Annotated in this window: 24 protein-coding genes; 16 read left to right on the forward strand and 8 right to left on the reverse strand. The window is 70.4% G+C overall.

The features are described 5' to 3' along the window. Positions 1–211: 211 nt before the first annotated feature. The 6 genes from IU449_RS23760 to IU449_RS23785 are packed head-to-tail and all read left to right on the forward strand — an operon-like array spanning position 212 to position 5297. The gene (locus IU449_RS23760) at positions 212–853 is read left to right on the forward strand and encodes a histidine phosphatase family protein (protein WP_195004416.1); all 642 of its coding nucleotides are present in this window, start codon (positions 212–214) and stop codon (positions 851–853) included. After that, on the forward strand, positions 850–1500 hold the full coding sequence (locus IU449_RS23765) for a TlpA disulfide reductase family protein (RefSeq protein WP_195004353.1): 651 nt from the start codon (positions 850–852) through the stop codon (positions 1498–1500). Before IU449_RS23760 ends, IU449_RS23765 begins: the two co-directional genes overlap by 4 nt. Beyond that, on the forward strand, positions 1497–2333 hold the full coding sequence (locus IU449_RS23770; protein WP_195004354.1) for a cytochrome c biogenesis CcdA family protein: 837 nt from the start codon (positions 1497–1499) through the stop codon (positions 2331–2333). The genes IU449_RS23765 and IU449_RS23770 overlap by 4 nt, the downstream gene beginning before the upstream one ends. Further along, positions 2330–4000, forward strand: a complete 1671-nt coding sequence (resB, locus tag IU449_RS23775; RefSeq protein WP_195004355.1) for a cytochrome c biogenesis protein ResB — start codon at positions 2330–2332, stop codon at positions 3998–4000. Before IU449_RS23770 ends, resB begins: the two co-directional genes overlap by 4 nt. A 2-nt stretch (positions 4001–4002) precedes the next feature. After that, a complete protein-coding gene (ccsB, locus tag IU449_RS23780; RefSeq protein ID WP_195004356.1) occupies positions 4003–4974 on the forward strand; it encodes a c-type cytochrome biogenesis protein CcsB in 972 nt (323 codons plus the stop codon). 14 nt (positions 4975–4988) lie between these two features. After that, entirely contained in the window at positions 4989–5297 is a 309-nt protein-coding gene (locus IU449_RS23785) for a HigA family addiction module antitoxin (protein ID WP_195004357.1), read from the forward strand. 346 nt (positions 5298–5643) lie between these two features. Here the strand turns inward: IU449_RS23785 and IU449_RS23790 are convergent, their stop codons facing one another. Continuing rightward, positions 5644–5856, reverse strand: a complete 213-nt coding sequence (locus IU449_RS23790; protein ID WP_067861712.1) for a BldC family transcriptional regulator — start codon at positions 5854–5856, stop codon at positions 5644–5646. Between the two features lie 203 nt (positions 5857–6059). Here IU449_RS23790 and IU449_RS23795 point away from each other — a divergent pair, with 203 nt between their 5' ends. From IU449_RS23795 to IU449_RS23815, 5 genes are all read left to right on the forward strand, one after another. Further along, positions 6060–6356 (forward strand): DUF4229 domain-containing protein, encoded by a 297-nt coding sequence (locus IU449_RS23795; protein WP_416382235.1) that lies wholly within the window; start codon positions 6060–6062, stop codon positions 6354–6356. Positions 6357–6384: 28 nt separating this feature from the next. After that, positions 6385–7470, forward strand: coding sequence for a PLP-dependent cysteine synthase family protein (locus tag IU449_RS23800; RefSeq protein WP_195004358.1), 1086 nt, complete (start codon positions 6385–6387; stop codon positions 7468–7470). Positions 7471–7619: 149 nt separating this feature from the next. Continuing rightward, positions 7620–7838, forward strand: coding sequence for a helix-turn-helix domain-containing protein (locus IU449_RS23805; RefSeq protein ID WP_195004359.1), 219 nt, complete (start codon positions 7620–7622; stop codon positions 7836–7838). Next, positions 7838–8422: a Clp protease N-terminal domain-containing protein gene (locus tag IU449_RS23810; RefSeq protein ID WP_195004360.1), complete on the forward strand. Its 585-nt coding sequence runs from the start codon at positions 7838–7840 to the stop codon at positions 8420–8422. The genes IU449_RS23805 and IU449_RS23810 overlap by 1 nt, the downstream gene beginning before the upstream one ends. 64 nt (positions 8423–8486) lie before the next feature. Further along, positions 8487–8879, forward strand: coding sequence for a phage holin family protein (locus IU449_RS23815; protein WP_195004361.1), 393 nt, complete (start codon positions 8487–8489; stop codon positions 8877–8879). 119 nt (positions 8880–8998) lie between these two features. Here the strand turns inward: IU449_RS23815 and IU449_RS23820 are convergent, their stop codons facing one another. From IU449_RS23820 to IU449_RS23835, 4 genes are all read right to left on the reverse strand, one after another. Continuing rightward, the gene (locus IU449_RS23820) at positions 8999–9868 is read right to left on the reverse strand and encodes a 1,4-dihydroxy-2-naphthoate polyprenyltransferase (protein WP_195004362.1); all 870 of its coding nucleotides are present in this window, start codon (positions 9866–9868) and stop codon (positions 8999–9001) included. A gap of 241 nt (positions 9869–10109) precedes the next feature. Continuing rightward, the gene (menE, locus tag IU449_RS23825) at positions 10110–11246 is read right to left on the reverse strand and encodes an o-succinylbenzoate--CoA ligase (protein WP_195004418.1); all 1137 of its coding nucleotides are present in this window, start codon (positions 11244–11246) and stop codon (positions 10110–10112) included. Between the two features lie 296 nt (positions 11247–11542). Next, the gene (locus IU449_RS23830; RefSeq protein ID WP_195004363.1) at positions 11543–11935 is read right to left on the reverse strand and encodes a VOC family protein; all 393 of its coding nucleotides are present in this window, start codon (positions 11933–11935) and stop codon (positions 11543–11545) included. Between the two features lie 16 nt (positions 11936–11951). Further along, positions 11952–12845, reverse strand: coding sequence for a 1,4-dihydroxy-2-naphthoyl-CoA synthase (locus IU449_RS23835; RefSeq protein ID WP_195004364.1), 894 nt, complete (start codon positions 12843–12845; stop codon positions 11952–11954). A gap of 106 nt (positions 12846–12951) precedes the next feature. Between IU449_RS23835 and IU449_RS23840 the strand changes: the two genes are divergently transcribed. The 3 genes from IU449_RS23840 to menD all read left to right on the forward strand — a co-directional run bounded on the left by IU449_RS23840 (position 12952) and on the right by menD (position 16018). Next, positions 12952–13656: a PaaI family thioesterase gene (locus tag IU449_RS23840; RefSeq protein ID WP_195004365.1), complete on the forward strand. Its 705-nt coding sequence runs from the start codon at positions 12952–12954 to the stop codon at positions 13654–13656. A gap of 108 nt (positions 13657–13764) precedes the next feature. Next, on the forward strand, positions 13765–14211 hold the full coding sequence (locus tag IU449_RS23845; RefSeq protein ID WP_195004366.1) for a DUF6918 family protein: 447 nt from the start codon (positions 13765–13767) through the stop codon (positions 14209–14211). A gap of 169 nt (positions 14212–14380) precedes the next feature. Continuing rightward, positions 14381–16018, forward strand: coding sequence for a 2-succinyl-5-enolpyruvyl-6-hydroxy-3-cyclohexene-1-carboxylic-acid synthase (menD, locus tag IU449_RS23850; protein WP_195004367.1), 1638 nt, complete (start codon positions 14381–14383; stop codon positions 16016–16018). Between the two features lie 82 nt (positions 16019–16100). Here the strand turns inward: menD and IU449_RS23855 are convergent, their stop codons facing one another. After that, positions 16101–16325 carry a hypothetical protein gene (locus IU449_RS23855; protein ID WP_195004368.1) on the reverse strand — a complete coding sequence of 75 codons (225 nt, stop codon included), beginning with the start codon at positions 16323–16325 and terminating at the stop codon, positions 16101–16103. Between the two features lie 243 nt (positions 16326–16568). On the opposite strand from IU449_RS23855, the gene IU449_RS23860 reads away from it, so the two are divergent. Then, positions 16569–17147: a TIGR03086 family metal-binding protein gene (locus tag IU449_RS23860; RefSeq protein WP_195004369.1), complete on the forward strand. Its 579-nt coding sequence runs from the start codon at positions 16569–16571 to the stop codon at positions 17145–17147. Between the two features lie 70 nt (positions 17148–17217). On the opposite strand, the gene IU449_RS23865 is transcribed toward IU449_RS23860, so the two are convergent. After that, positions 17218–17847 carry a TetR/AcrR family transcriptional regulator gene (locus IU449_RS23865; RefSeq protein ID WP_228805585.1) on the reverse strand — a complete coding sequence of 210 codons (630 nt, stop codon included), beginning with the start codon at positions 17845–17847 and terminating at the stop codon, positions 17218–17220. An 82-nt stretch (positions 17848–17929) separates the two neighbouring features. Here IU449_RS23865 and IU449_RS23870 point away from each other — a divergent pair, with 82 nt between their 5' ends. Further along, positions 17930–18964, forward strand: coding sequence for an aldo/keto reductase (locus IU449_RS23870; RefSeq protein WP_195004370.1), 1035 nt, complete (start codon positions 17930–17932; stop codon positions 18962–18964). A gap of 6 nt (positions 18965–18970) precedes the next feature. Here the strand turns inward: IU449_RS23870 and IU449_RS23875 are convergent, their stop codons facing one another. Next, on the reverse strand, positions 18971–23437 hold the full coding sequence (locus IU449_RS23875) for a molybdopterin-dependent oxidoreductase (protein ID WP_195004371.1): 4467 nt from the start codon (positions 23435–23437) through the stop codon (positions 18971–18973). Between the last annotated feature and the right edge of the window lie 91 nt (positions 23438–23528).

Below are 23528 nucleotides of genomic sequence, written 5' to 3' on the forward strand. Positions count from 1 at the left end.
CGTCCTCGAGACCACCGTCACCGAGACCGCAACCACTGAATCCGCAGCCGCCGACGCCCGTATCACCGACTCCGCCGAACTGCGGTCGGTGCAGTCGCAGCCGGCCGCGGCCGGATCCGCGGCCGCCGCGTCCGACGAGGAGGCGCACTCCGCGGTAGCCTCCGCCGCTCCCGCGACGACGAAACCCCGTGCGGAGCAAGCGGACACCGACATCGTCGACGACGAGGTCGAAACCATCGTGCACGTGCTGCGCCACGGCGAGGTGCACAATCCCAACGGGATCCTCTACGGCCGCCTCCCCGGCTTCTCGCTCTCGGTGTCCGGCCGCGCGCAGGCGGGGGCGGTCGCGCGCGCGCTCGCCGATCACGACATCGCCCTGGTCATCGCCTCGCCGCTGCAGCGGGCACAGGAGACCGCCACGCCGATCGCCGAGCAGCACGGGCTGACCGTGCGCACCGACGAGAACCTGATCGAGGCGGGCAACACCTTCGAGGGCCTGCGGGTGTCCGTCGGTGACGGCGCGCTGCGCAAGCCGAGGCACTGGTGGAAGCTGCGCGACCCGTTCACCCCGTCCTGGGGCGAGCCCTATCTGCAGATCGCGCACCGGATGCTGGCCGCGGTCAACAAGGCGCGCGTCGAGGCGGGAGGCCGCGAGGTCGTGCTGGTGTCGCACCAGTTGCCGGTGTGGACGTTGCGCCGTTTCCTGCAGGGACAGCGCCTGTGGCACGACCCGCGCCACCGGCAGTGCTCGCTGGCCTCGCTGACCTCGCTGGTCTATCGCGGCGACACCCTGGTCGACATCGTCTACTCCGAGCCCGCGGGCGCGTCGGATCCCACGGTGCACGGCGCATGAGGCGCCCCGCGTCGGTTCCGCCGAGCCTGCTCGCGCCCGCACGGGCGCCGGGCCGGGTCGTCGCGGCGCTACTGGCGTGCGTGGCGCTGGTCGCCGGGCTCGCGGGCTGCTCCACCGGAACCGACGCGGTGAGCCAAGGCGGGACCTTCGAATTCGTCTCTCCCGGCGGCAAGACCGACATCTACTACGACCCGCCCGGATCGCGCGGCACCATCGGTGAGCTGTCCGGTCCCGACCTGATGAACGACGGCGAGACGATCGCGGTGTCGGACTTCCAGGGCCAGGTCGTGGTGCTCAACCTCTGGGGCCAGTGGTGCGGCCCGTGCCGTGCCGAGGTGCCCGCCCTCGAGGACGTCTACGAGGCGACCAAGGATTCCGGTGTCGCTTTCCTCGGCATCAACGTGCGCGATCCGCAGCGCGACAAGGCACAGGATTTCGTGACCTCCAACAAGGTCGCCTACCCCTCGATCTACGACCCGCCGATGCGCACCCTGCTCGCGCTCGGCGGCAATTTCCCGACCAGCGTGATCCCCACCACCCTGGTGCTCGACCGTGAGCACCGGGTGGCCGCGGTGTTCCTGCGCACGCTGCTGGCCGAGGATCTCCGGCCGGTCGTCGAGCGGATCGCCGGGGAGGCCAGGGCATGACCGTCGTGCTCGCCGGGGTGGGGGATTCGTTCCAGCAGACCGCGGCCACCGGCCCGTTGCTGCTGGCGCTCGGCGCCTGCCTGCTGGCCGGGTTGGTGTCGTTCGCCTCGCCGTGCGTGGTGCCGCTGGTGCCGGGCTATCTGTCCTACCTGGCCGGTCTGGTCGGCGCGGAAGCCCCGCCGGTCACCGCCTCCGAAGCCGTGGAATCGCGCACGGCCACCGCGACCGAGGTGCGTCTCGGGTCGGCGAAATTGCGGGTTGCGGGCGCCGCCGGACTGTTCGTCGCCGGATTCACCGTGGTGTTCGTGCTGGCGACCGCGACGGTCTTCGGCGTCATCGCGACCCTCAATGTGAACCGGGAATTGCTGCAGCGAATCGGCGGCGTGGTCACCATCGTGATGGGCCTGGCCTTCATCGGCCTCATCCCGGCACTGCAGCGCGACACCAGGATGGAGCCGCGCAGGCTCACCAGCCTCGTCGGGGCGCCCCTGCTCGGCGGCGTCTTCGCGCTGGGCTGGACGCCGTGCCTCGGCCCGACGCTGTCCGGGGTCATGGCGGTGGCGGCGGGCACCGAGGGCGCCACGGCCGCGCGCGGCGTCGCCCTCATCGTCGCCTACTGCCTCGGCCTCGGGTTGCCGTTCGTCGTGCTGGCCTTCGGCTCGGCGGGCGCGCTGCGCGGCGTCGGCTGGTTGCGCCGCAATTCCCGCACCATCCAGATCGTCGGCGGCATCCTGCTCGTCGCGGTCGGCGTCGCGCTGGTGACCGGCGCCTGGGATCTGTTCGTCGCCTGGGTGCGCGACGCGTTCGTCTCCGAGGTGACCCTGCCGATATGACCGTGACCGATCAGCGACCCGATTCCGCTCCGAAGACCCCACCGCGTCAGTCCGCCCCCGGCCGGGCGTGGGCGCTGGTGCGCAACACCTGGCGCGGGCTGACCAGCATGCGCACCGCGCTGGTGTTGTTGTTCCTGCTCGCGCTGGCCGCCATTCCCGGCGCGCTGTTGCCCCAGCGCAGCCTCAACGAGCAGAAGGTCGAGCAGTACATCGCCGACCGCCCGACGCTCGGACCGTGGATGGACCGGGCCCAGTTGTTCGACGTGTTCGGCAGCTCCTGGTTCACCGCCATCTACGTGCTGCTGTTCATCTCGCTGGTGGGTTGCATCCTGCCCCGCGCGGTCGATCACTACCGCGCGCTGCGCACCCCGCCGGTGCGGGCGCCGCGCAACCTCGCCCGCCTGCCGCGCCACTACACCGCCGAGTCGGCGCGTACGCCCGAAGAAGTCGTCGGACACGCCAGGACCGGTCTGCGCGGCTGGCGCACCGAGGTCCGCACCGGGGTGGGCCGCGAAGGCGAGATCACCGTCTCCGCCGAGAAGGGCTATCTGCGCGAATTCGGCAACCTGGTATTCCACCTGGCGCTGGTCGGGCTGCTGGCCTCGATCGCGGTGGGCAAGCTGTTCGGCTACGAGGGCAGCGTCATCGTCATCGCCGACGACGGGCCCGGCTTCTGCACCACCTCTCCCGCGGTCTACGACTCGTTCCGCGCGGGCAACGTCAACGACGGCACCGGGATGACCCCGATCTGCGTGCGGGTGAAGGATTTCCGCGCCGACTACCTCGAGACCGGCCAAGCCGAGATGTTCACCTCCAACATCTCCTACCAGGCCGGCGAGGACCTGGCCACCGGCACCTGGCGCGACACCACGCTGCGCGTGAATCATCCGCTGCGCGTCGCGGGCGATCGCATCTACCTGCAGGGCCACGGCTACGCGCCGACCTTCACCGTCACCTTCCCCGACGGGCAGACCAGGACCGAGACCATCCAGTGGGCGCCCACCGACGCCCGCACCTTCCTGTCCGGCGGCGTGCTGCGCATCGACCCGCCCGGCGGCATGTACGCCACCGACGAGGAGCGCCGCAAGAACCAGATCGCCATCGAGGGCCTGTTCGCCCCGACCGCCATGTTGCACGGCAGCCTGCTGACATCGGTCTTCCCGCGCATGGACGACCCGGCCGTAGCCGTGGACATCTACCGCGGCGACACCGGCCTGGACACCGGCCGCCCGCAGTCGCTGTTCTCGCTCGATCAGGAACTGGTGCGTCAGGAGCGGCTGACCAAGGAGGCCAGGGTGAACCTGCGCCCCGGCGAGTCGGCCACGCTGTCCAACGGCACCGTGGTCACCTTCGACGGCGCTAAGGAATTCGTGAACCTGCAGGTCTCGCACGATCCCGCCCAGCAGTGGGTGCTGGTGAGCGCGCTGACCATGATGGCGGGCCTGCTGGTGTCGCTGTTGGTCAAACGGCGTCGGATCTGGATCCGGGTGTACCCGGCGGCGGACGGGGCCGGTACGGTGGATCAACGACGCACCGTAGTAGAGATGGGCGGCCTGGCCAGGACCGACCAGGCGGGCTGGGGCGACGAGTTCGACCGCCTGCGCGCCCGGCTGCTCGACACGGACAACGACACGGCTCGAACCGGGGCCGACAGCACGGGAGACTGACGATGCCGATCGACGACACCCTCGCCCAGTACAGCGACCTGGCCTTCAAATCGGCACTGGTCGTGTACGCGCTGGTGCTCGGGCTGCTGCTGTGGCAGTTCGCTTCCGCGCAGGTCCGCAGGAGCGAGGAGCGCGAACTCGTCGGCGTGGGCGGCGGCAGCGCCGATCGGCCCAGCGGTCCCGGCAAGGTGATCGAGACACCGGCGACCCCGCTGCCGGTGCGCCTGGGCAATATGGCGTTCTCGGTGCTGTTCGTCGCGTTCGCTCTGCACGTCGCCTCGATCGTGTTGCGCGGCTTCGCCACGGACCGGTTCCCGCTGGGCAACATGTACGAGTTCGTCACCATGGCCTGCGCCGCGACCGTGCTCGTCGGCTTCTGGCTGCTGCGCGAACAGCGCCACCGCGCCACCTGGGTGTTCCTGCTGGTGCCCGTGCTGATCCTGATGTTCCTGGCGGGCACGGTCCTCTACGCCGACGCCGCTCCCGTCGTCCCCGCGCTGCGCTCGTTCTGGCTGCCGTTGCACGTGACCATCGTCAGCATCGGCAGCGGGGTCTTCATGGTCTCCGGCGTCGCCAGCCTGCTGTTTCTCTACCGCCTGCGCCAGCCCGAAGGCGAGGAGTCGTCGAACGTCCTGGGCGCCATCGCCCGCCGCCTCCCCGACGCGCGGACCCTGGACCGTCTCGCCTACCGCACCACCATCGTCGGCTTCCCGCTCTTCGGCGCGGGCGTCATCCTCGGCGCCATCTGGGCCGAAGCCGCGTGGGGCCGGTTCTGGGGCTGGGACCCCAAGGAAACCTGCTCCTTCATCGCCTGGGTCCTCTACGCCGCCTACCTGCACGCCAGGGCCACGTCCGGCTGGCGTGACACCAGGGCCGCCTGGATCAACGTCGCCGCATTCGTCGCCATGCTGTTCAACCTCTTCATCATCAACCTGGTGATCAGCGGCCTGCACAGCTACGCCGGCCTGACCTAAAACTCACCGAGACCATGGCCCCTACCACACCCCTGCCTCCGACCTCTCCGGGCGAGATTCTCGCGGAAGAGTTCTTGGAGCCACTCGAGATCAGTCAGAACGCCTCGGCGCGCGCGGTCGGCGTACCGCCCCGGCAGATCAACCAGATCGTGCAAGGAAGCCGGGCGATCACCATCAGGACAGCGCTGCTCTTCGCGCGATATTTCGGCACGACGCCCGAATTCTGGATCAACCTTCAGACGCGCTACGACCTGGTGCGTGAGAAGGAGAACCTGCGAGACAAGCTGGAGAGCATCACGCCCCGGCAGCCGATCGCCTGCTGAGTAGGTGGCACGGCAGGCCGGGAGCAACTCGACGGATCCCGGCCTGGGCGGCTAGTGCTCCTTGGGACCCTCTCTGTCACGGCGCTGCTGCTCGCGCGAGATCCGCCAGAGGAAGTCGGGATCGTCGTCGGGGCCCAAGATCGGGCGACGTCGCGGAGGGGCCGGAGGGGCTACGGACCGATCGATTCTTCCCGGACCGAACGCCTTCCACATCAGCACTGCCACCGCGATCACTGCGATGAGGGCCAACAGATATGCCACGTGGCTCACCTCCTGCTACCGAGGGTAGCCCTGTGAGTGGTCCACGCACAGCGTGGGCCACGGGCGAGTGACCTTCGGCAGCCGGTCAGTGTTCTGTTTTGGCCTCGGTGGTCAGTGACTTCAGCAGTTGCATGACCTCGGACTCGCGGAAGCGGCGATGTCCGCCGGGAGTGCGCAGCGATCCGAGACGGCCCGCGTGTGCCCATCGGGTGACGGTCTTGGGATCGACGTGGAACAGTGCGGCGACTTGCCCGGGGGTCAGCAGGGTGTCCTGGCCGCCGACGGTGATCGCACTCATAGCAAACCTCTCCGTTCTTCGACAGTCCCTCATCAGATGGCGCCATCGTCGCACTCCACCCCCTAGGTACTCGAATCACCTACAGCGGGTAAAGGCGAAGTAATGGACAAATCGGATGCTCGTCCGGTGAGGGCGCGTCGGGCCCGCAAACCGGGTCGCCTACCCTGGTCGGCGTGAGCGAAACGACTGGATCCCACCCGCGGGTGGGCCGCAGCCTGGCCGTCAACCTGGGCTTGTACACCCTGGCGCGGCTGGCCTTGGTCGCCGTGATCGCCGCGGTGGTCTACGGGGTCGCCCGACTCGTCGGTGTGCAGGTGCACCTGCTGCTGGCCGTGCTGGCCGCGGTGCTCATCGCGATGCCGCTGTCGCTGATCTTGTTCAAGGGGCTGCGCGGGCGGGTCAACGCCGATATCGCGGTGGTCGACGCCAAGCGCAGGCAGGACAAGGCGCAGTTGCGGGCGCGGTTGCGCGGTGAGACCGAAGGCGACGATCCGGCATAGGCCACGGCGAGCGAATGCGAGGCTATCGGTGAAGTACTGCGATCGCAGCGCCCCGCGCGACTGGGTGGACAACGCTGTCCGCCTCATCGACGCGGATGCCCAGCGCAGCGCGGACACCCATCTGTTGCGGTATCCGCTGCCCGTCGACTGGAACATCCAGCTCTACCTCAAGGACGAGTCGACCCACATCACCGGCAGCCTCAAGCACCGGCTGGCCCGCTCGCTGTTCCTGTACTCGATCTGCAACGGCTGGATCACCGAGGGCACCACGGTGGTGGAGGCCTCGTCGGGGTCGACGGCGGTGAGCGAGGCGTATTTCGCGAAGTTGCTCGGGCTCGACTTCGTGGCGGTGATGCCGGAGAAGACCTCGCAGCGCAAGATCGCGCTCATCGAGGCCCAGGGCGGGCGCTGTCACTTCGTGCGCCGCCCGCCGGACATGTACACCGAGGCGGCGCGGCTGGCGGCCGAGTCCGGCGGCCACTACATGGACCAGTTCACCCACGCCGAACGGGCCACCGACTGGCGTGGCAACAACAACATCGCCGACAGCATCTTCACCCAGCTGCAGCTCGAGACCCACCCGGTACCGGAGTGGATCGTCATGAGCGCGGGTACCGGCGGCACCAGCGCCACCATCGGCCGCTACATCCGCTACCGCAGGCATGCGACCAGACTCGCCGTGGTGGACCCGGAGAACTCCGCCTTCTACGGCGGCTACGAGACCGGAGACGCCGGTTATCAGACCGGCATGCCCTCGCGTATCGAAGGCATCGGCAGGCCCCGGGTGGAGCCGTCGTTCGTCGGCCAGGTGGTCGACCGGATGATCGCGGTGCCCGACGCCGCCTCGATCGCGGCCATGCGCTACGGCGGCCAGGTCCTCGGCAGGCGGATCGGCGCCTCGACGGGCACGAACCTGTGGGGTGTCTTCCACCTGATCGGCGAGATGCTGGACCGGGGTCGCAGCGGCAGCGTGGTCACCGTGCTGTGCGACGGCGGCGACCGCTACGCCGACACCTACTTCGACGACGACTGGGTCGCGGCGCAGGGCTGGGATCTGACCGAACCGACCGCCGTCATCGACGAGTTCCACCGCACCGGCATCTGGAACGGCTGATCCCTGCGCGCGGCGTGGATTCCGGCGCGCGCTGCTCTGTAATCGATGCTGTGTTGTCTCTCCGAGCGTTGTCTCTCCGAGCGGCCCTTTCCGCCGATTTCGTCAATTTACGTTGACATTCGCCGGTGATGTCAATCAAAATTGACGTCATGACCGAAGCGACAACTCTGGCGGCCGCGGCGGGCAGCCCCGATCCCGAGATCGGGCTGCGCGCGGTCCGCGCGCTGCGCAGGCTGCTCGAACGTTTGGAAGCGATTCAGGTGCGAAATGCCAGGGACCAGGGGTGGTCCTGGCAGGCGATCGCCGACGCGCTCGAGGTCAGCAAGCAAGCGGTGCACCAGAAGTACAACCGGAAGGGCGGCAAGTGATGTTCGAACGATTCAGCCGATCGGCGCGGACGGCCGTGGTCGCGGCGCAGGAAGAAGCCCGGGAGCTGCGCGCACCGCGCATCGACGTCGAGCACGTGCTGCTCGGCCTGCTCGCGCACGCAGAGCCGGGCCTGTCGGCGCTGGTCGCCGAGAGCGCCGGGCTCACGCACGACGGGGCGCGCCAGGCGCTCACGGAAGCGGGCGCGAGTGCGCCGCTGGGACCTGAGGACGCGGAGGCGTTGCGCTCCATCGGCATCGACCTCGACGCGGTGCGCGAATCGCTGGAAGCGAGTTTCGGCGCGGACGCGCTCGATCGCGCCGCACCGGAGCAACGGCGCGGGCTGTTCGGCCGCGACCGGAGCTCGGGCCACACCCCGTTCACCCGCGAGGCGAAGAAGGTGCTGGAGCTGGCGTTGCGAGAGGCGCTGGCCCGCAAGGACAAGAGCATCGAATCCGGGCACATGCTGCTGGCCGTGCTGCGCGCGCCGAACCCGGCCACGGTCCGGTTGCTCGGCGGCCCGGAGTCCGTCGAAGCGTTGCGCCCGCGGGTGCACGAACTGCTCGACGCCGACCGCGCGGCCTGAGCGGGCTCCGGCCGTCTGCGCGCGAGCCCCGCGCGAACAGGCCTGTGCGGCTTAGCATGGGCGCATGCAGCTTGTGATCCGACTGATCATCAACGCGGTGGCCATCTGGCTGGCGGCGGCGTGGGTGAGCGGCATCGACATCCTCAGTCCCGACGACGCCGGGACGGGGGCGAAGATCGCTGTCGTGCTGGCCATCGCCGCCCTGTTCACCCTGGTCAACGCCCTGGTGAAGCCGATCGTGCAGCTGCTGTCGCTGCCGCTGATCCTGCTGACCCTCGGGTTGTTCCTGCTGGTCATCAACGCCCTGATGCTGTGGCTGACCGCGGCGCTCACCGACGTGGTCGACACCGGCGGCTACGGCCTGGAGGTCGCCGGCTTCTGGGCGGCGATCCTCGGCGGCATCATCATCTCGCTGGTGAACTGGGTGCTCGGCGTGCTGGTTCCGGACGGAGACTGAGTTCCGCCGGGGCGGTGCGGGCCATCGCCCCGGCGCGGAATGTGGCGCTGTATCCGAGGCGCGGCAACGCCGGTCGTGCGGCGCCGGTCGTGCGGTGGCGCCGAGGAATACCGAACAGCTCAGCCCAGCGCGAGCGCGACAGCGCACAGGATCGACCAGGCCAGCAGCGCCAGGCCGGAATCACGCAGGGCCGGAATCAGTTCGAGCCCGTTGCCGCCGCCGCGCACCGGGGCGTTGGCCCGCACCGCGAGCGGCGCGGCCAACAGGCCGGCCAGCGCCCACGGCGTGTGCAGGGCCAGTGTCAGGGTGAGCAGGAACGGCACCGTCAGCAACGCCAGATGCAGTGTGCGGGTGCGGGCGTCACCGAGGGTGACCGCCAGGGTGATCTTGCCGGTGGCGGTGTCGGTCGGGATGTCACGCAGATTGTTCGCCACCAGCACGGCGCTGGAGAACGAACCGACCCCGACCGCGAGCGCCGCGCCCACCCAGTCGATCCGCTCGGCCTGCACGAACTGGGTGCCGAGCACGGCGACCAGGCCGAAGAACACGAACACGGCCACTTCGCCGAATCCGCTGTAGCCGTAGGGCTTGCTGCCGCCGGTGTAGAACCAGGCGCCCGCCAGGCAGGCCGCGCCGATCAGCAGCAGCCACCAAGCGGTGGTGAACACGAGCACCAGCCCCAGGACCGCGCCGAGCGCCAGGCAGCAGATCGCGGCGGTCTTCACCGCGGTGGGGGAGGCCAGCCCGGAGCCGACCAACCGCAGCGGGCCGACGCGATCGTCGTCGGTGCCGCGCACGCCGTCGGAATAGTCGTTGGCGTAGTTCACCCCGAGGATCAGCGCCACCGAGAGCAGGAGCGCCACAACGGCTTTCCACCAGACGACGGCGTCGAGCGCGGCGGCGGCTCCGGTCCCCGCGATCACGGGGGCGATCGCGTTCGGCAGGGTGCGCGGCCGCGCGCCCTCGATCCATTGCGCTGCTGTTGCCATGCGGGCAGCCTAATGCGCAACGCCGATCGGCGAACCGGCCACTGCCGCTCACCTACGACGGCGGACGGCATGAGTGCACATCAGCGCGGCCTCGCCGCCGTGTAGGGCAGCTCCAGCCCGTCGGGCAGCTCCACCCCGTCGGGCGACAGGGCGCTCGTCGTCGGGCTGCTCGGCGAGATCGCCGCCGGACGCCGATTCGCCGCCGGACGCCGGTGTGGGCGCGCCTGCCGCCGCGCCGTGATCAGGTGGTGGACCGGGCCATCAGCAGTTCGCGCAGTCTGTGCCGGTTCGGCTTGCCCGGCCCGTGCAGTGGCAGTTCCTCGACGATGGCCAGTTCACGCGGGGCCGAGGTGGGATCGAGCTCGCGCTCCACGTGCACCCGCAGGTCTTCCAGTGTCGGCGTCGCGCCCGCGGCGGGCACGACAGCCACCGCGACCCGCTGGCCGAGCCGGTCGTCGGGCAGGCCGAGCACCGCGCACTCGCTGATCGACGGATGGGTGACGAGCACGTCCTCGACGACCTGCGGGATGACCAGCAGGCCGCCGGTGAGAATGGCCTCGTCGAGCCGGCCGGTCACCCGCAGCACGCCGTCGTCGAAACTGCCCGCGTCGTCGGTGCGGAACCAGCCGGGTTCGGCGAAGGCGGGGTGGTCGGGCCGGCCGCGGTAGCCGCGGGCGATCATCGGGCCACCGAGCACCACTCGGCCGTCGTCGATGCGGACCTGCACGCCCGTCAGCGGGATGCCGTCGTAGACGCAGCCGCCGCAGGTCTCGCTCATGCCGTAGGTGCGTACCGCGTTGATGCCCAGCGCTCGGGCACGCTCGTAGACCGGAGCGGGAGTGGCCGCGCCGCCGACGAGCACCGCGTCCAGCTCGGCGAGCGCCGCCGCGGCGGCGGGTTCGTCCAGGGCTTTGATCAGCTGGGTGGGCACCAGCGCGGTGTAGCGGCGCTCGCCGCGCATCCCGGAGATCGCGCCCACCAGCGCCTCGGGCAGGAAGCCGCCGGACACGTCGAGCACGGCGGGTTCGGTGCCGGCCAGGATGCTGCGCAACAGCACCTGCAGACCGGCGATGTGATGGCTGGGCAGTGCCAGCAGCCAGGTGCCCGGACCGCCGAGCCGCTCGTGTGTGGCGGTGCCGCTGGCCCGCAACGCCGACGCGCTGAGCATCGCGCCCTTGGGCACGCCGGTGGTGCCGGAGGTGGTGACCACCAGCGCGACGTCGTCGTCGATCGGCTCGCCCGGGCCGAGCGCGTCGGCGAGTCTGCGCGCTTCCCGGCGGTCGGAGGTGGGGATCGGCAGCCAGGCGGGGCCGTGCTCGCCTTCCAGCGCCGCCCGCAGATGCGGGAGCACATCGACGACGCCCGAGCCCGTGGGCATGGGCAGTGTTCGCAGGGTGTTGCTCACGACGCGACCTCGTTCCAGCTCATGGTTCGCTCGCAGCAGGGCCTCACGACAGGGATGGTGTCATGTCGGCGGGCCCGCACGCGGAACGGGTGGGCCTCGGGGACAGGGGATGCGCTGGGCCGGACATCGGGACTGCGATTCACTCGGCAGACGGGACTGGCGGGCCCCGGGCGTCGGCGGCCGGGGAGCCGCTACGGGTGTAATCGTCCCCGCCGGGTGGGCGAAAGGCAACTCGATGTCCGGGCCCCGGCCCGCCCGCCGGGCCGCGGTCAGTCCTGCGACCAGCGCGAATCCCGCCGAAGCGGATGCTCGGCCGGGATCTGGACCAGGACTATCGGCACCCCATCGGGGTCTTTGGTCCACATCTCGATCAGCCCCCACGGCTCCTGTTTCGGCGCGCGATCGATCACGATGCCCTTGGTCGCCAGTTCGGCCGCCGCGTCCTGAGCGTCGCGGACCTGCAACCACAGGGCGCCGTCGAAGGTGCTCGCCGCGCCGGAGCCGCCGTGGGCGGCCACCTCGATGAGCGACTGCCCGGCGAAGAACACCGTGCCGCCCGGGTACTCCCTGGCGACGGCCAAGCCGAGTCCGTCGCGGTAGAAGGCCAGGGTGGCCTGGTAGTCGCGCGGTCGCAGGATCACTCGGCTGCCGAGGATGTCCATGACGGGATGTCCCTTCTCAGAAGTACCACGGGTAGGGCGTCCAGTCGGGGGCGCGCTTCTCCAGGAAGGAGTCGCGGCCCTCGACGGCCTCGTCGGTCATGTACGCCATCCGGGTGGCTTCGCCGGCGAACAGCTGCTGGCCCACCAGGCCGTCGTCGAGCAGGTTGAACGCGTACTTGAGCATGCGCTGCGCCTGCGGCGACTTGCCGTTGATGTCGGCGGTCCACTCCAGCGCCTCGGTTTCGAGCCGATCGTGGTCGACCACCTTGTTCACCGCGCCCATCCGGTGCATCTCCTCGGCGGTGTAGGGGCGGCCGAGGAAGAAGATCTCGCGGGCGAACTTCTGGCCCACCATCTTGGCAAGGTAGGCGCTGCCGTAGCCGCCGTCGAAGCTGCCCACGTCGGCGTCGGTCTGCTTGAACCGGGCGTGCTCGCGGCTGGCCAGGGTCAGGTCGCACACCACGTGCAGGCTGTGCCCGCCGCCCGCCGCCCAGCCGTTGACCAGTGCGATCACCACCTTCGGCATGAACCGGATCAGCCGCTGCACCTCGAGGATGTGCAGTCGTCCCGCCCGCGCCGGGTCCACCGTCTCGGCGGTCTCGCCGTCGGCGTACTGGTAGCCGCTGCGCCCGCGGATGCGCTGGTCGCCGCCGGAGCAGAACGCCCAGCCGCCGTCCTTCGGGCTGGGGCCGTTGCCGGTGAGCAGCACCGCGCCGACGTCGGAGGTCATCCGCGCGTGGTCGAGCGCCCGGTAGAGCTCGTCGACGGTGTGCGGACGGAACGCGTTGCGCACCTCCGGCCGGTCGAACGCCACACGCACGGTGCCCTGCTCGATGTGCCGGTGGTAGGTGATGTCGGTCAGGTTCTCGAATCCGGGGACCGGTCGCCACAGCTTGGGATCGAAAGTCACGTCGGTGATTATCGCCCCGGCCCGATGTGACGCGGCTCGCGCCACGGTCACCGGCGGGACCGGCCCGCCGACTTGACGGTGTAAAGCCACGCGATACCGTGCAGGTATGAGCCAGGAAGTGACACCTGTTCCAGAAGACGCGGCGGCGGGGAGCGGTGTAGCCACGAGCACGCGCCGTATCGACACCAGCGCGATCGATCCGGACCGCTACGAATCGCACGGTGGATTCCCCAAGATCGCCCCCGCGTCGCCCGGCCCGGAGTTCGGCCCGTTCGTGGAAGCCATGCGGACGCTGCAAGACCTGGCTGTCTCCGCCGACGCCCCCGACGAGGTCTACGGCGCGGCCCTCGGCAAGGCGCGCGAGCTGATCGATCTGCTCGAGCCCTACCGGGCGCCGGAAGGGCGTTCGCCCGCGGGCCGCTCGGTCGAACTGCCCGGCCGCGGCAGTTTGCTGATGCTGCCGTGGACCGTGGTCGAAGCGGGCCCGGACGGCATCACCACCACCGGCGTGTTCCGCCGATACCACCTGGGCGGCAACGGCGCCGCGCACGGCGGCGTGCTGCCGCTGCTGTTCGACGATCTGTTCGGGATGATCGTGCACTACGCGGGCAGGCCGATCAGCCGGACGGCGTACCTGCACGTCAACTACCGCAAGGTGACTCCGCTCGAGACGCGGCTGACCGTCACCGGGCGCGCGGATCGCATCGAGGGCCGAAAGACCTTCGTCACCGCGGAATTGCGCGACGAACAGGGCGAAGTGCTCGCCGACGCCGAAGGATTGATGGTTCAGCTGCTGCCCTGGCAGCCCTGATCGGCCCGGCTGCGAGCCGATAGCCGGACTTCCGTAGCGTGCGCGGGCGCGCCTGTGCGTATAGTGGCGTGCGCTCGTTCATCGATATCTATTCGGAGGACCCTCAAAGTGGTTGCAGCACTGTCTGAATCCCTGCTCGACGACACGAAGCGCTCGGCCTTCCTTGCCGAAGCCAAGGAGGTTCTGGACGCTGAGGTGTCGGACAAGGGCGGCGCGTCGGGCCTGGCCGTCAAGGGCGGCTACGCGGCCGTGAACAAGATCGGCCCGTCGATCGTGCCGGACGCCCTGGAGTCGTTGGCGCCCAAGCTGCTCGAGCAGCTGCAGCCCTTCTGGGCCGAGTACCAGGCCGCAGGCGCCGGCACCTTCGCCGACCTGCTCGTCTCCAAGTCCGACGCGGTCGCCGAGTCGCTGCTGGCCGTGACCGACGCGCGCGCCGAGTCGTCCAGCCGTCCGGCCCTGCAGAAGGTCTACAACTCGCTGCGCTCCTCGGCGAAGAAGCACGTCATCGAGGCGCTGCCCCGGGTCGGCGACCTGGTGCAGAAGCACGCCAACTGAGCCGACGCTCGGTGAGCGAGGTGGCGACGCGACTCGCGTCGCCACCTCGACGCGTTTCTCGGCGGTATCGCACCGGAAGTACGCGTTGATCGGCTCCGGTGGTGACATGGGGCCCGGCTGTGATCAGGCCGACCGAGCCGGAAGCGTCCGCATCTGACAGGCTGGTGAGGTGAATCCGTCCACTGCGCAGGCCAGGGTTGTCGTCGACGAGTTGGTGCGCGGCGGCGTCCGTGACGTGGTGCTGTGCCCCGGCTCGCGCAATGCCCCGCTGGCCTTCGCGCTACAGGCCGCCGACGCGGCCGGGCGGCTGCGGCTGCACATGCGCATCGACGAACGCACCGCGGGATTCCTGGCGATCGGCCTGGCCGTGTCGGCGGGCGCGCCGGTCCCGGTGGTGATGACCTCGGGCACCGCGGTGGCCAATCTGGGACCGGCTGTGCTGGAAGCCAATTACGCGCGGGTCCCGCTGATCGTCCTGAGCGCCAACCGGCCCTACGAGATGCTCGGCACCGGGGCCAACCAGACCATCGAACAGCTCGGCCTGTTCGGCAGCCAGGTACGCGCGACGGTCAGCCTCGGCATCGCCGAAGCCGACGGCGCGGGTGCGGGCAGCTACGAACAGCAGAACAGTGTGTGGCGATCCTCGGTCTGCCGGGTGCTGGCGGCCGCTCGCGGAACCCGCTCGGGCAATGCCGGACCGGTGCACTTCGACATTCCGCTGCGCGAACCGCTGGTCCCCGATCTCGCCGCGGGCGAATCCGAGCCCGCGGGCCGCGCCGACGGCAAGCCGTGGACGGCCACCCAGTACGCGACGCTGGACGTGCCGCTCGAGATCGATCTGAGCATCGACACCGTGGTGGTCTCCGGTCACGGCGCGGGCCCGCGCCCCGAACTGGCGCAACTGCCCACCGTCGCCGAACCGACCGCCCCCATGCACGGCCCGGCCCTGCATCCGCTCGCGCTGCCGCTGCTGAACCCGCGCCAGGCGATCATCACCGGACGTCCGACCCTGCACCGCCAGGTGTCGCGACTGCTCGCCGATCCCGAAGTCACCGTCTACGCCCTGACCACCGGACCGCGCTGGCCCGATGTCTCCGGGAACGTGGTCGGCACCGGCACCCGCGCGGTGACCTCGGGCGCACCGCGCCCGGAATGGCTGCGGCACTGCGCCGACCTGAGCGTCACCGCCGAGCGGGCGGTGCGCACCGAGCTGGCCGGGCATCCCAAGCCCACCGGCCTGCATGTGGCTGCGGTGGTGATGGACGCGCTGCGTGAGGGCGATCAGTTGCTGCTCGGCGCATCGAATCCGGTGCGCGACGCCGCGCTGGTGTCCACGCCGCGCCCCGGCGTGCGGGTGCTGTCCAACCGGGGTGTGGCCGGCATCGACGGCACCGTCTCGACCGCTGTCGGCGCCGCTCTCGCACACGAAGGCCGCACCATCGCCCTGATCGGCGATCTCACCTTCCTGCACGACGCCTCCGGCCTGCTGATCGGCCGGGGTGAACCGCGCCCGGCCGATCTGACCATCGTGGTCGCCAACGACGACGGCGGCGGCATCTTCGAACTGCTCGAACAGGGCGACCCGCAGTACGCGGGCGTGTTCGAGCGAGTCTTCGGCACCCCGCACGGCATGGACCTCGCGGCACTCTGCGCGGCCTACCGCATCCCGCACCGCCAGGTCGACCCGGCCGAGCTGGCGGCCGAACTCACCGGCAACGCCCACGGCCTGCGCGTGCTCGAGGTCGCCACCGAGCGCTCCAGCCTGCGTGAACTGCACGCCACCGTACGCAGCAAGATCGCCCCCTGATCAAGATCGCCCCCGATTAGGGTCGGCTCGCCGACCGAGGGCGATCCCGCCCCGGGCCGGAGCGGGATCGTCCCCGGCGGAGTCAGCTCTCCTCGCGGTCCTCGTCGTCGATCGGTACGGCGATGAACTGCTCGGCCACATCGGCCGGGTCGGCGTCCCATCCGGCGCGCGGGTCTGCTTCGGGCGGCGAGTCCTGCGCGGTCACCTCGGGGTCGTCGGGCTCCTGGTAGTCCGCCGGTGTCGTCTGATCGACGAGATCGGTCTCGGACACCTCGTCCGCCGCGCCGAACGTGCTGTGATCGACCATCGTGCGCTCCTCTCCGCTCGTGCACATCGAGAATTGCTTCTCTCGATCATGCCCGAAGTCGGTGTTACCCGCTCCCGGTCGGTCGACGCGGCCGGGTGCCCACGGCACTTCCCGGCCCGGCCGATGTCGGCGGTCCGGGGGGCTGAAGCGGCGAGCCGCTGCCGAGCGATGATTTCCCGCTGCCGGCCTCGTCTGCATCGGTGAGCCCTGATGTCGACCCGTCCCTGTCCGGGAGGACCACATATGCAGACCCGTTTCGATCTCCAGCCCGCCACCAGCACCCTGGAGTCCGTGGTGGCCGCGATCCGCGACGACCAGCTCGACGCGCCCACCCCGTGTGCGGAGACGTCGGTGCGCACACTGCTTGTGCACGTCCTCGGTCTGGCCGAGGCATTCCGGCAGGCAGCCACCAAGGAATCCGTCGGCCGCTCGCAGGCCCCCGACCTCGCGGCACTGCCCGACCTGCCGTCGGACTGGCGGGCACGCATCGGCGAGCGGTTGCGGGCGCTGACCGAGGCATGGCAGGCACCGCAGGCGTGGGAGGGCGAGACCGAAGCCGGTGGCGTGCGCGAGGCAGCCCCCGTCATGGCCGCGATCGCGCTCGACGAACTGGTCGTCCACGGCTGGGATCTCGCTCGGGCGACCGGTCAATCGTTCCACTGTGCCGACGCCCACATCGAGGTGCTGCTCGAGATGCTGCGCGGCACTCCGCCCGAGGGCGTGCCCGGGCTGTTCGGCCCCTCTGTCGCGGTGTCGCACGATGCCCCGGCGCTGCACCGGGTACTCGGCCTCACCGGTCGCGACCCGGAGTGGGCCGGGTGAGGGTCCATCCCGGATGCCTCCGGGCTGCCGATGCCGCGCGCGAGTGGCCGACCGTTCCCGCGAGGGGCCATCACGAGCCGGTGAACACCCCTGCGCCGACCGCGGCGAGCGTCGCCTCGGCGGCCGCCAGCGCCGTCGCGTCGTCGATGGGATCTCCGCTGGCCAGCAGCCGGTAGTACAGCGGCGCGGCGACCGCGGAGAACACCGCACGCGGGTCGGTGCCGGCCGGTGCCTCCCCGCGCTCGACGGCATCGCTCACGCACGCTCCCCATTCCCGGAGGCGGACGTCGTAGAAGCGGTGCAGGGCGGTCTCGGCCTCGGGGTCGCAGGTGGCGGCGGCGATGACGGCGCGAAACAGCCTGCCCTGCCGCGGATCGGTGAGGGTGCGCGCGATCAGGCGCGCGTTCTCGGTGAGATCGCCGCGTAGCGAGCCGGTGTCCGCACGCGGCACCGACTGCTCGGCCATGTCCTCGAGCAGGTCGGCGACCACCGCGGTCGGGGTGCCCCAGCGGCGGTAGACGGTCGTCTTGCCAACCCCCGCTCGTGCGGCGACCTCGGTCAGATCCAGGCCGGAGAAGCCGCGTTCGGCCAGCAGATCCCCGGCCGCCCGCAGTACTTCGGCCCGCACCCGGGCGGTGCGGCCCCCTGGCCGCACCGAACCGGGGGAGCGTTCGTCCTCGGCCATAGCTCGTTCGGTCATAACGGGACTCCAGTTCCATTTATCGCCGCGAGGGCGTACAGTCGCCCTTGTTAACGGAACTATAATCCCTTTAGGAGGGATCATGGAGTATCGGCGACTGGGCGCCTCCGGACTCGAGGTGCCCGCTCTGAGCTTCGGCGCGGGTACCTTCGGCGGCCGCGGCGAGCTGTTCGGCGCGTGGGGCGATGTCGACGTGAAACAGGCCAAGCGCATGGTCGACATCTGCCTGGAGGCCGGGCTGACCATGTTCGACACCGCCGACGTCTACTCCGACGGCGCGTCCGAGGAGGTGCTGGGCGCGGCCGTCGCGGGCCGCAGGGACCGGCTGCTCATCTCAACCAAGGCGAGCTTGCCCACCGGCCCCGGCCCCAACGAGTCAGGTTCGGGCCGGGCCCGTCTGATCGCCGCCGTCGAGGGCTCGCTGCGCAGGCTCGGCGTCGACCACATCGACCTGTTCCAGCTGCACGCCTTCGACGCGCGCACCCCCGTCCCCGAAGTGCTGGCCACCCTCGGGGATCTGGTGCGCGCGGGCAAGATCCGTTATGTCGGCGCCTCCAACTTCGCCGGCTGGCAGCTCATGAAATCCCTTGCCGCCGCCGAGGAGTACGGGCTGCCGCGCTACGTGGCGCATCAGGTGTACTACTCGCTGGTCGGCCGGGACTACGAATGGGAACTCATGCCGCTCGGGCGCGATCAGGGCGTCGGCGCGGTGGTGTGGAGCCCGCTGGGCTGGGGGCGGCTCACCGGCAGGATCCGCCGGGGCACACCACTGCCCGCGGGCAGCAGGCTGCACAGCACCGCCGAGGCCGGGCCGCCCGTCGAGGACGACCTGCTCTACCGGGTGGTCGATGTCCTCGACGAGATCGCCGCCGAGACCGGCCGCACCGTCGCGCAGATCGCGCTCAACTGGCTGCTGACCCGCCCCACGGTCTCCTCCGTCCTCGTCGGCGCGCGCAACGAGGAGCAGTTGCGCCAGAATCTGGGTGCGGTCGGCTGGCGTCTGGACGACGAGCAGATCACCCGCCTGGACAAGGCGAGCGCCACCACACCGCCGTACCCCTACTACCCGTACTATCGGCTCCCGGATTTCACCCGGCTCAACCCGCCCGCGGCATGACGCCACTCAATACACGTCGCGGAGGTAGCGCTTGTCGGCGATGAGCTGTTTGCGAAAGGCGATCGCGCCCTGCTCGTCGAGCTTGCCGTGGATCCTGGCCAGCGCGAGCAGGGTGTCGTCCACATCCTTGGCCATCCGCGCGGCGTCACCGCAGACATAGAAGTACGCGCCGTCGCGCAGCCAGGACCACAGTTCCGCGCCGTGCTCGATCATCCGGTGCTGCACATAGACCCGCTCCCGCTGATCCCGGGAGAAGGCGAGGTCGAGACGGGTGAGGAAGCCGGTGCGGAACATGTCCTCGAGTTCGCCGCGGTAGTAGAAGTTCTGGGCGGCGTGCTGGTCACCGAAGAACAGCCAGTTGCGGCCGGTCGCGCCGAGTGCGCGGCGTTCGTGCAGGAACCCGCGGAACGGGGCGATGCCGGTGCCCGGCCCGACCATGATCATGGGCGCGGCGGGGTCCTGCGGCGGGCGGAAGTGCGGGGCGCGTTGCAGGAAGATCGGCACCTCGGTGCCCGCGCGGTCGGCCAGGAAGGTCGAGGACACCCCGCCGCGGCGATGATTCTCCCCGTAGCGCACCACACCGACGGTCAGCTGGACCTCGTGCGGATCGACCAGCGGGCTCGACGAGATCGAATACTGACGTGGCTGCAGCTTTTTCAGCGCGCCCAGCCATTCGATCAGATCCGCGTGCACCGGGAACTCGCGCAGCACATCCACCGCCTGCCGGTCCCACAGGAAACTCTCCAGCTCGTTGCGGTTGTCCCGGCGCAGCAGCTTGGCCAGCCGCTGACTCGGATTGTGCCCGGCCACGAAATCCAGCAGGCCGGGACTCACCCCGGTGATGTCGTAGTGGGTGCGCAATGCCTCGGCCAGCGGCATCTCGCGCTCGTCGATCGCCACGGCGCGCCGCCCGTCCAACCCGGTCACCGACAGCCACTCCCGGACCAGATCGGGACAGTTCGACGGCCGGACGCCCAGCGAATCGCCCGCCTCGTACGTCACGCCGAGCCCGCCCAGATCGAAGCCGAACCGCCTGACCTCCTTAGCCGAATCCGGATGCGTCAGCATCTCGTTGCGCACCAGCGGCGCGAGGACCGGCGCGTTCCGGGTGAACGGCGCGGCCTGCGGACCGGGCTCGGTGAGCAGCATGGTCGAGCCGCTGCCGCCATGAGCCGAGGCCGATACTCCGGCTGCCCCGGCGTTGCGCCCGGCCTGGAATGCGGTACCGCCGAGAGCAGTTCCGGCGGCCCCCCTGCCCCCGGAAGCGGGGACGTGCGTGGCACCGTTGAGGGGCGTGCCGCCGGGAGCGTCATCTCCCGGAGTCGTGCCGCGCGGATCGGCTCCGGTGGGAGTCGCCGCGCCGGTGGAACTTCCGGGGTCGCCCGGCGATCCGCGCAGTACGAGGACGATCTCGTCGAGCCAGGTCTCGGCACGTTCGTGGTGCTCGGGTTCGGAGTCGACCCGCTCCAGCAGTCGTTGTGCGCCGCGTCCGGCGAGCAGGGTGTCGATCTTGCGCCCATGCCCGCAGAAGTCGTCGTAGGACGAGTCGCCGAGAGCGAAGACCGCGTAGCGCAGGCCGGGAAAGCGGACGGCGGAGCCGGACAGGCGTTCCCAGAAGTCCGCGCCGTTGTCCGGCGGGCCGCCGTCGCCGAAGGTGCTGCTGATGATCAGCACATTCCCGGTGAGCGCGTCGAGCGCGCAGGAGTCCATATCCCACAGCCGGGGCGCGAACCCCTCGGCGGTCAGCCGCTCGGCGGTCTCGGCGGCGATCTCCTCGGCCGTGCCGGTCTGCGAGGCCCACAGCACGGTGACCGGCGTGGGCGGCGCGGCGGCGGGTTCGGCCCCCGACGCGGCCACGGTTTCCCCGCCGGCCATGGGCTCGGCTACGGCGAGGCCGCGCGAGTACATGCCGGCCAGCAGCCCGTCGACCCACACCCGCCGCGATCCGGAGATCGGCGCGGATTCCGGCAGCACAGGCTGTCCGGTGACCGGGATCGTCTGCAACGCGGCCAGAAACCCGCCCAGATACACGCGCTCGAGTTCGGACAGCGTCGGCGCGGCCGCGGTGTCCACACCCAGCACGGCTGCCAACGGGTGCGGTCCGGCCGCGCCGGAGCCACCGTCGTGATCCGCGATACCTCGCTGTGCCGGTGCCCACTGCCCCGCTCCCGCCGGAACCGACTCCGTTCGGGCGCCCACATCGGCCCGCGCCCCACCCGGCGCGCTCGGCACTGTGCCGGACAGCGTCGCGCCCGTCTGCCCACTCAGCCCGTCACCGGCACGCGGCATCGGCGCGACCCGGCGCAGCGAGACCGCGCACTGCTTGAACTCCGGCTGCAGCGACTGCGGGTCGACCGCGTCGTTGGTCACCGCGTTGATGGTCAGGTACTCGCCCTGCTCGTCGTTCCAGTGGAAGGGCGCGAAACAGTCCCCCGGCCGTACCCGGTCGCTGATCCGCATCGGAAGCACCGCCCGGCCGCGGCGGGAGGCGATCTCGAGGTGGTCCCCGGCGCGCACCTCGAGCCGTTCGGCGTCCTCGGGATGCACCTCCACGAACGGCCCCGCGTCGAGCCGGGTGAGTTTCGCGACACGGCCGGTCTTGGTCATGGTGTGCCACTGGTGTTGGAGGCGGCCGGTGTTGAGCACGAAGGGGTAGTCGTCGTCGGGCAGTTCGGCCGGTTCCATGTGCGGTCGGGCGAAGAACTGGGCGCGCCTGCTCGGGGTGGCGAAAGCCAGCGCGGGGCGGTGCCCGTCGGCGTCGGTGAACAGTTCCTGGCTGACGCCGTCGTTGCGATAGCGCAGCGGGTTGCGCCGCTGCGCCGGGTCGGGGCACGGCCACTGCATCGGGCCGTCGGCCAGCGCGTCGTAGCTCATGCCGCGCAGGTCGTAGCCGGTGGCCGGATTGGCGAAGGAGACGATCTCGTCGAAGATCTCGGCACCGGAGGCGTAGTCGAAGCCGGGGAAACCCATCGCGGTGGCGATCTGGGCGATCAGCTGCCAGTCCGGACGAGCCTCGCCCACCGGGTCCACGCAGCGCCGCATCAAGGTGACATTGCGCTCGGAGTTGACCATCACCGCGTCGGATTCGGCCCACAGTGTGGCGGGCAGCAGCAGGTCGGCGTAGGAGTTGGTGGCGGTGTCGGTGTAGACATCCTGGACGATCACCAGTTCGGCGGCTTCCAGACCGGCGATCACCGTCTTGCGGTTGGCCACCGAGGCCACCGGATTGGTGCAGATGATCCAGGCCGCCTTGATCTCGCCCTCGGCCATGCCCCGGAACATCTCGATGGTGCCCGGTCCGGCCTCGGTGCGCAGCGCGCCCGGCTCGAGCCCCCACGCGGTCTCCACGAAGGTCCGATCCGTCGCCGAGAGCACCGAGCGCTGGCCGGGCAGCCCCGGCCCCATGTAACCCATCTCCCGCCCGCCCATCGCATTGGGCTGGCCGGTCAGCGAGAACGGCCCCGACCCGGTCCGGCAGATCGCCCCGGTCGCCAGATGCAGGTTGCAGATCGCGTTGGTGCTCCAGGTGCCATGGGTGGACTGGTTGAGCCCCATCGTCCACAGCGTCATCCATTCGCCCGCTTCGCCGATCCAACGTGCCGCGGTGCGGATGTCGTCCTCGGCCAGCCCGGTGATCCCGGCGACCACCTCGGGCGGGTAATCGGCCAGGAACTCCGGCATCGGCTCCCAGCCCTCGGTGTGCTCGGCGATGAACCGCTCGTCGATCGCGCCCTCGGCGACCAGCAGATGCAGCAGACCGTTCAGCAGGGCGAGGTCGGTGCCAGGACGCAGTTGCAGGAACAGGTCGGCCCTGGCGGCGGTATCGGTGCGGCGCGGGTCGGCCACGATCAGCTTCGCACCCGCCTTCAACCGATCGGCCATGCGCAGGAACAGGATCGGATGGCAGTCGGCCATGTTCGCGCCGATGACGAAGAACACATCGGCGTGATCGAGATCGTCGTAGGAGCCGGGCGGGCCGTCCGCGCCGAGGGACTGCTTGTAGCCGGTTCCGGCGCTCGCCATGCACAGCCGCGAATTGGCCTCGATGTGCTTGGTACGCACGAATCCCTTGGCCAGTTTGGTCGCCAGGTACTGCGCCTCCAGCGACATCTGCCCCGAGACGTAGAGCGCGATCGCGTCCGGCCCGTGCTCGTCCAGGACCGCCCGCAACCGATCGGCGGCCTCGCGCACCGCCTCGTCGACCGGGATCGGAACCGGCATCTGGTCGCGTTGCGGGCGGCGGTAGGCCGATTCCATCCGACCCGGCGCCCGGGTGAGCTCGAGGTGGGTGGCGCCCTTGGTGCACAGCCGGCCCGCGTTGGCGGGATGCAGCTTGTCCCCGGCGACCTTGGCGATCACCGGGGCGCCGGTGGCACCGGGTGCGGTCTGCACAGTGATTCCGCACCCCACGCCACAGTACGAGCACGCCGTGCGGGCGGTACCCGGTGTGGGGTCGATGGATGCGTCCGACATGCCCTCGATCATGCGGACCCTCGATTGCGCCGGATTTACCCCGCGTTAGCGACAGATGACAATCCACCTCACCGCCCCGGATCGCGGCTGT

This window comes from Nocardia higoensis (assembly GCF_015477835.1).
GTDB lineage: Bacteria > Actinomycetota > Actinomycetes > Mycobacteriales > Mycobacteriaceae > Nocardia > Nocardia higoensis_A.

What these genes read in the sequence shown, in the direction of transcription:
- IU449_RS23765 (WP_195004353.1), top strand. Translation starts at nt 850, where the DNA reads ATGAGGCGCCCCGCGTCGGTTCCGCCGAGCCTGCTCGCGCCCGCACGG.
- IU449_RS23770 (WP_195004354.1), top strand. Translation starts at nt 1,497, where the DNA reads ATGACCGTCGTGCTCGCCGGGGTGGGGGATTCGTTCCAGCAGACCGCG.
- resB (WP_195004355.1), top strand. Translation starts at nt 2,330, where the DNA reads ATGACCGTGACCGATCAGCGACCCGATTCCGCTCCGAAGACCCCACCG.
- ccsB (WP_195004356.1), top strand. Translation starts at nt 4,003, where the DNA reads ATGCCGATCGACGACACCCTCGCCCAGTACAGCGACCTGGCCTTCAAA.
- IU449_RS23785 (WP_195004357.1), top strand. Translation starts at nt 4,989, where the DNA reads ATGGCCCCTACCACACCCCTGCCTCCGACCTCTCCGGGCGAGATTCTC.
- IU449_RS23790 (WP_067861712.1), bottom strand. Translation starts at nt 5,856, where the DNA reads ATGAGTGCGATCACCGTCGGCGGCCAGGACACCCTGCTGACCCCCGGG.
- IU449_RS23805 (WP_195004359.1), top strand. Translation starts at nt 7,620, where the DNA reads ATGACCGAAGCGACAACTCTGGCGGCCGCGGCGGGCAGCCCCGATCCC.
- IU449_RS23810 (WP_195004360.1), top strand. Translation starts at nt 7,838, where the DNA reads ATGTTCGAACGATTCAGCCGATCGGCGCGGACGGCCGTGGTCGCGGCG.
- IU449_RS23815 (WP_195004361.1), top strand. Translation starts at nt 8,487, where the DNA reads ATGCAGCTTGTGATCCGACTGATCATCAACGCGGTGGCCATCTGGCTG.
- IU449_RS23820 (WP_195004362.1), bottom strand. Translation starts at nt 9,868, where the DNA reads ATGGCAACAGCAGCGCAATGGATCGAGGGCGCGCGGCCGCGCACCCTG.
- menE (WP_195004418.1), bottom strand. Translation starts at nt 11,246, where the DNA reads ATGCCCACGGGCTCGGGCGTCGTCGATGTGCTCCCGCATCTGCGGGCG.
- IU449_RS23830 (WP_195004363.1), bottom strand. Translation starts at nt 11,935, where the DNA reads ATGGACATCCTCGGCAGCCGAGTGATCCTGCGACCGCGCGACTACCAG.
- IU449_RS23840 (WP_195004365.1), top strand. Translation starts at nt 12,952, where the DNA reads ATGAGCCAGGAAGTGACACCTGTTCCAGAAGACGCGGCGGCGGGGAGC.
- IU449_RS23855 (WP_195004368.1), bottom strand. Translation starts at nt 16,325, where the DNA reads ATGGTCGATCACAGCACGTTCGGCGCGGCGGACGAGGTGTCCGAGACC.
- IU449_RS23860 (WP_195004369.1), top strand. Translation starts at nt 16,569, where the DNA reads ATGCAGACCCGTTTCGATCTCCAGCCCGCCACCAGCACCCTGGAGTCC.
- IU449_RS23865 (WP_228805585.1), bottom strand. Translation starts at nt 17,847, where the DNA reads ATGACCGAACGAGCTATGGCCGAGGACGAACGCTCCCCCGGTTCGGTG.
- IU449_RS23870 (WP_195004370.1), top strand. Translation starts at nt 17,930, where the DNA reads ATGGAGTATCGGCGACTGGGCGCCTCCGGACTCGAGGTGCCCGCTCTG.
- IU449_RS23875 (WP_195004371.1), bottom strand. Translation starts at nt 23,437, where the DNA reads ATGTCGGACGCATCCATCGACCCCACACCGGGTACCGCCCGCACGGCG.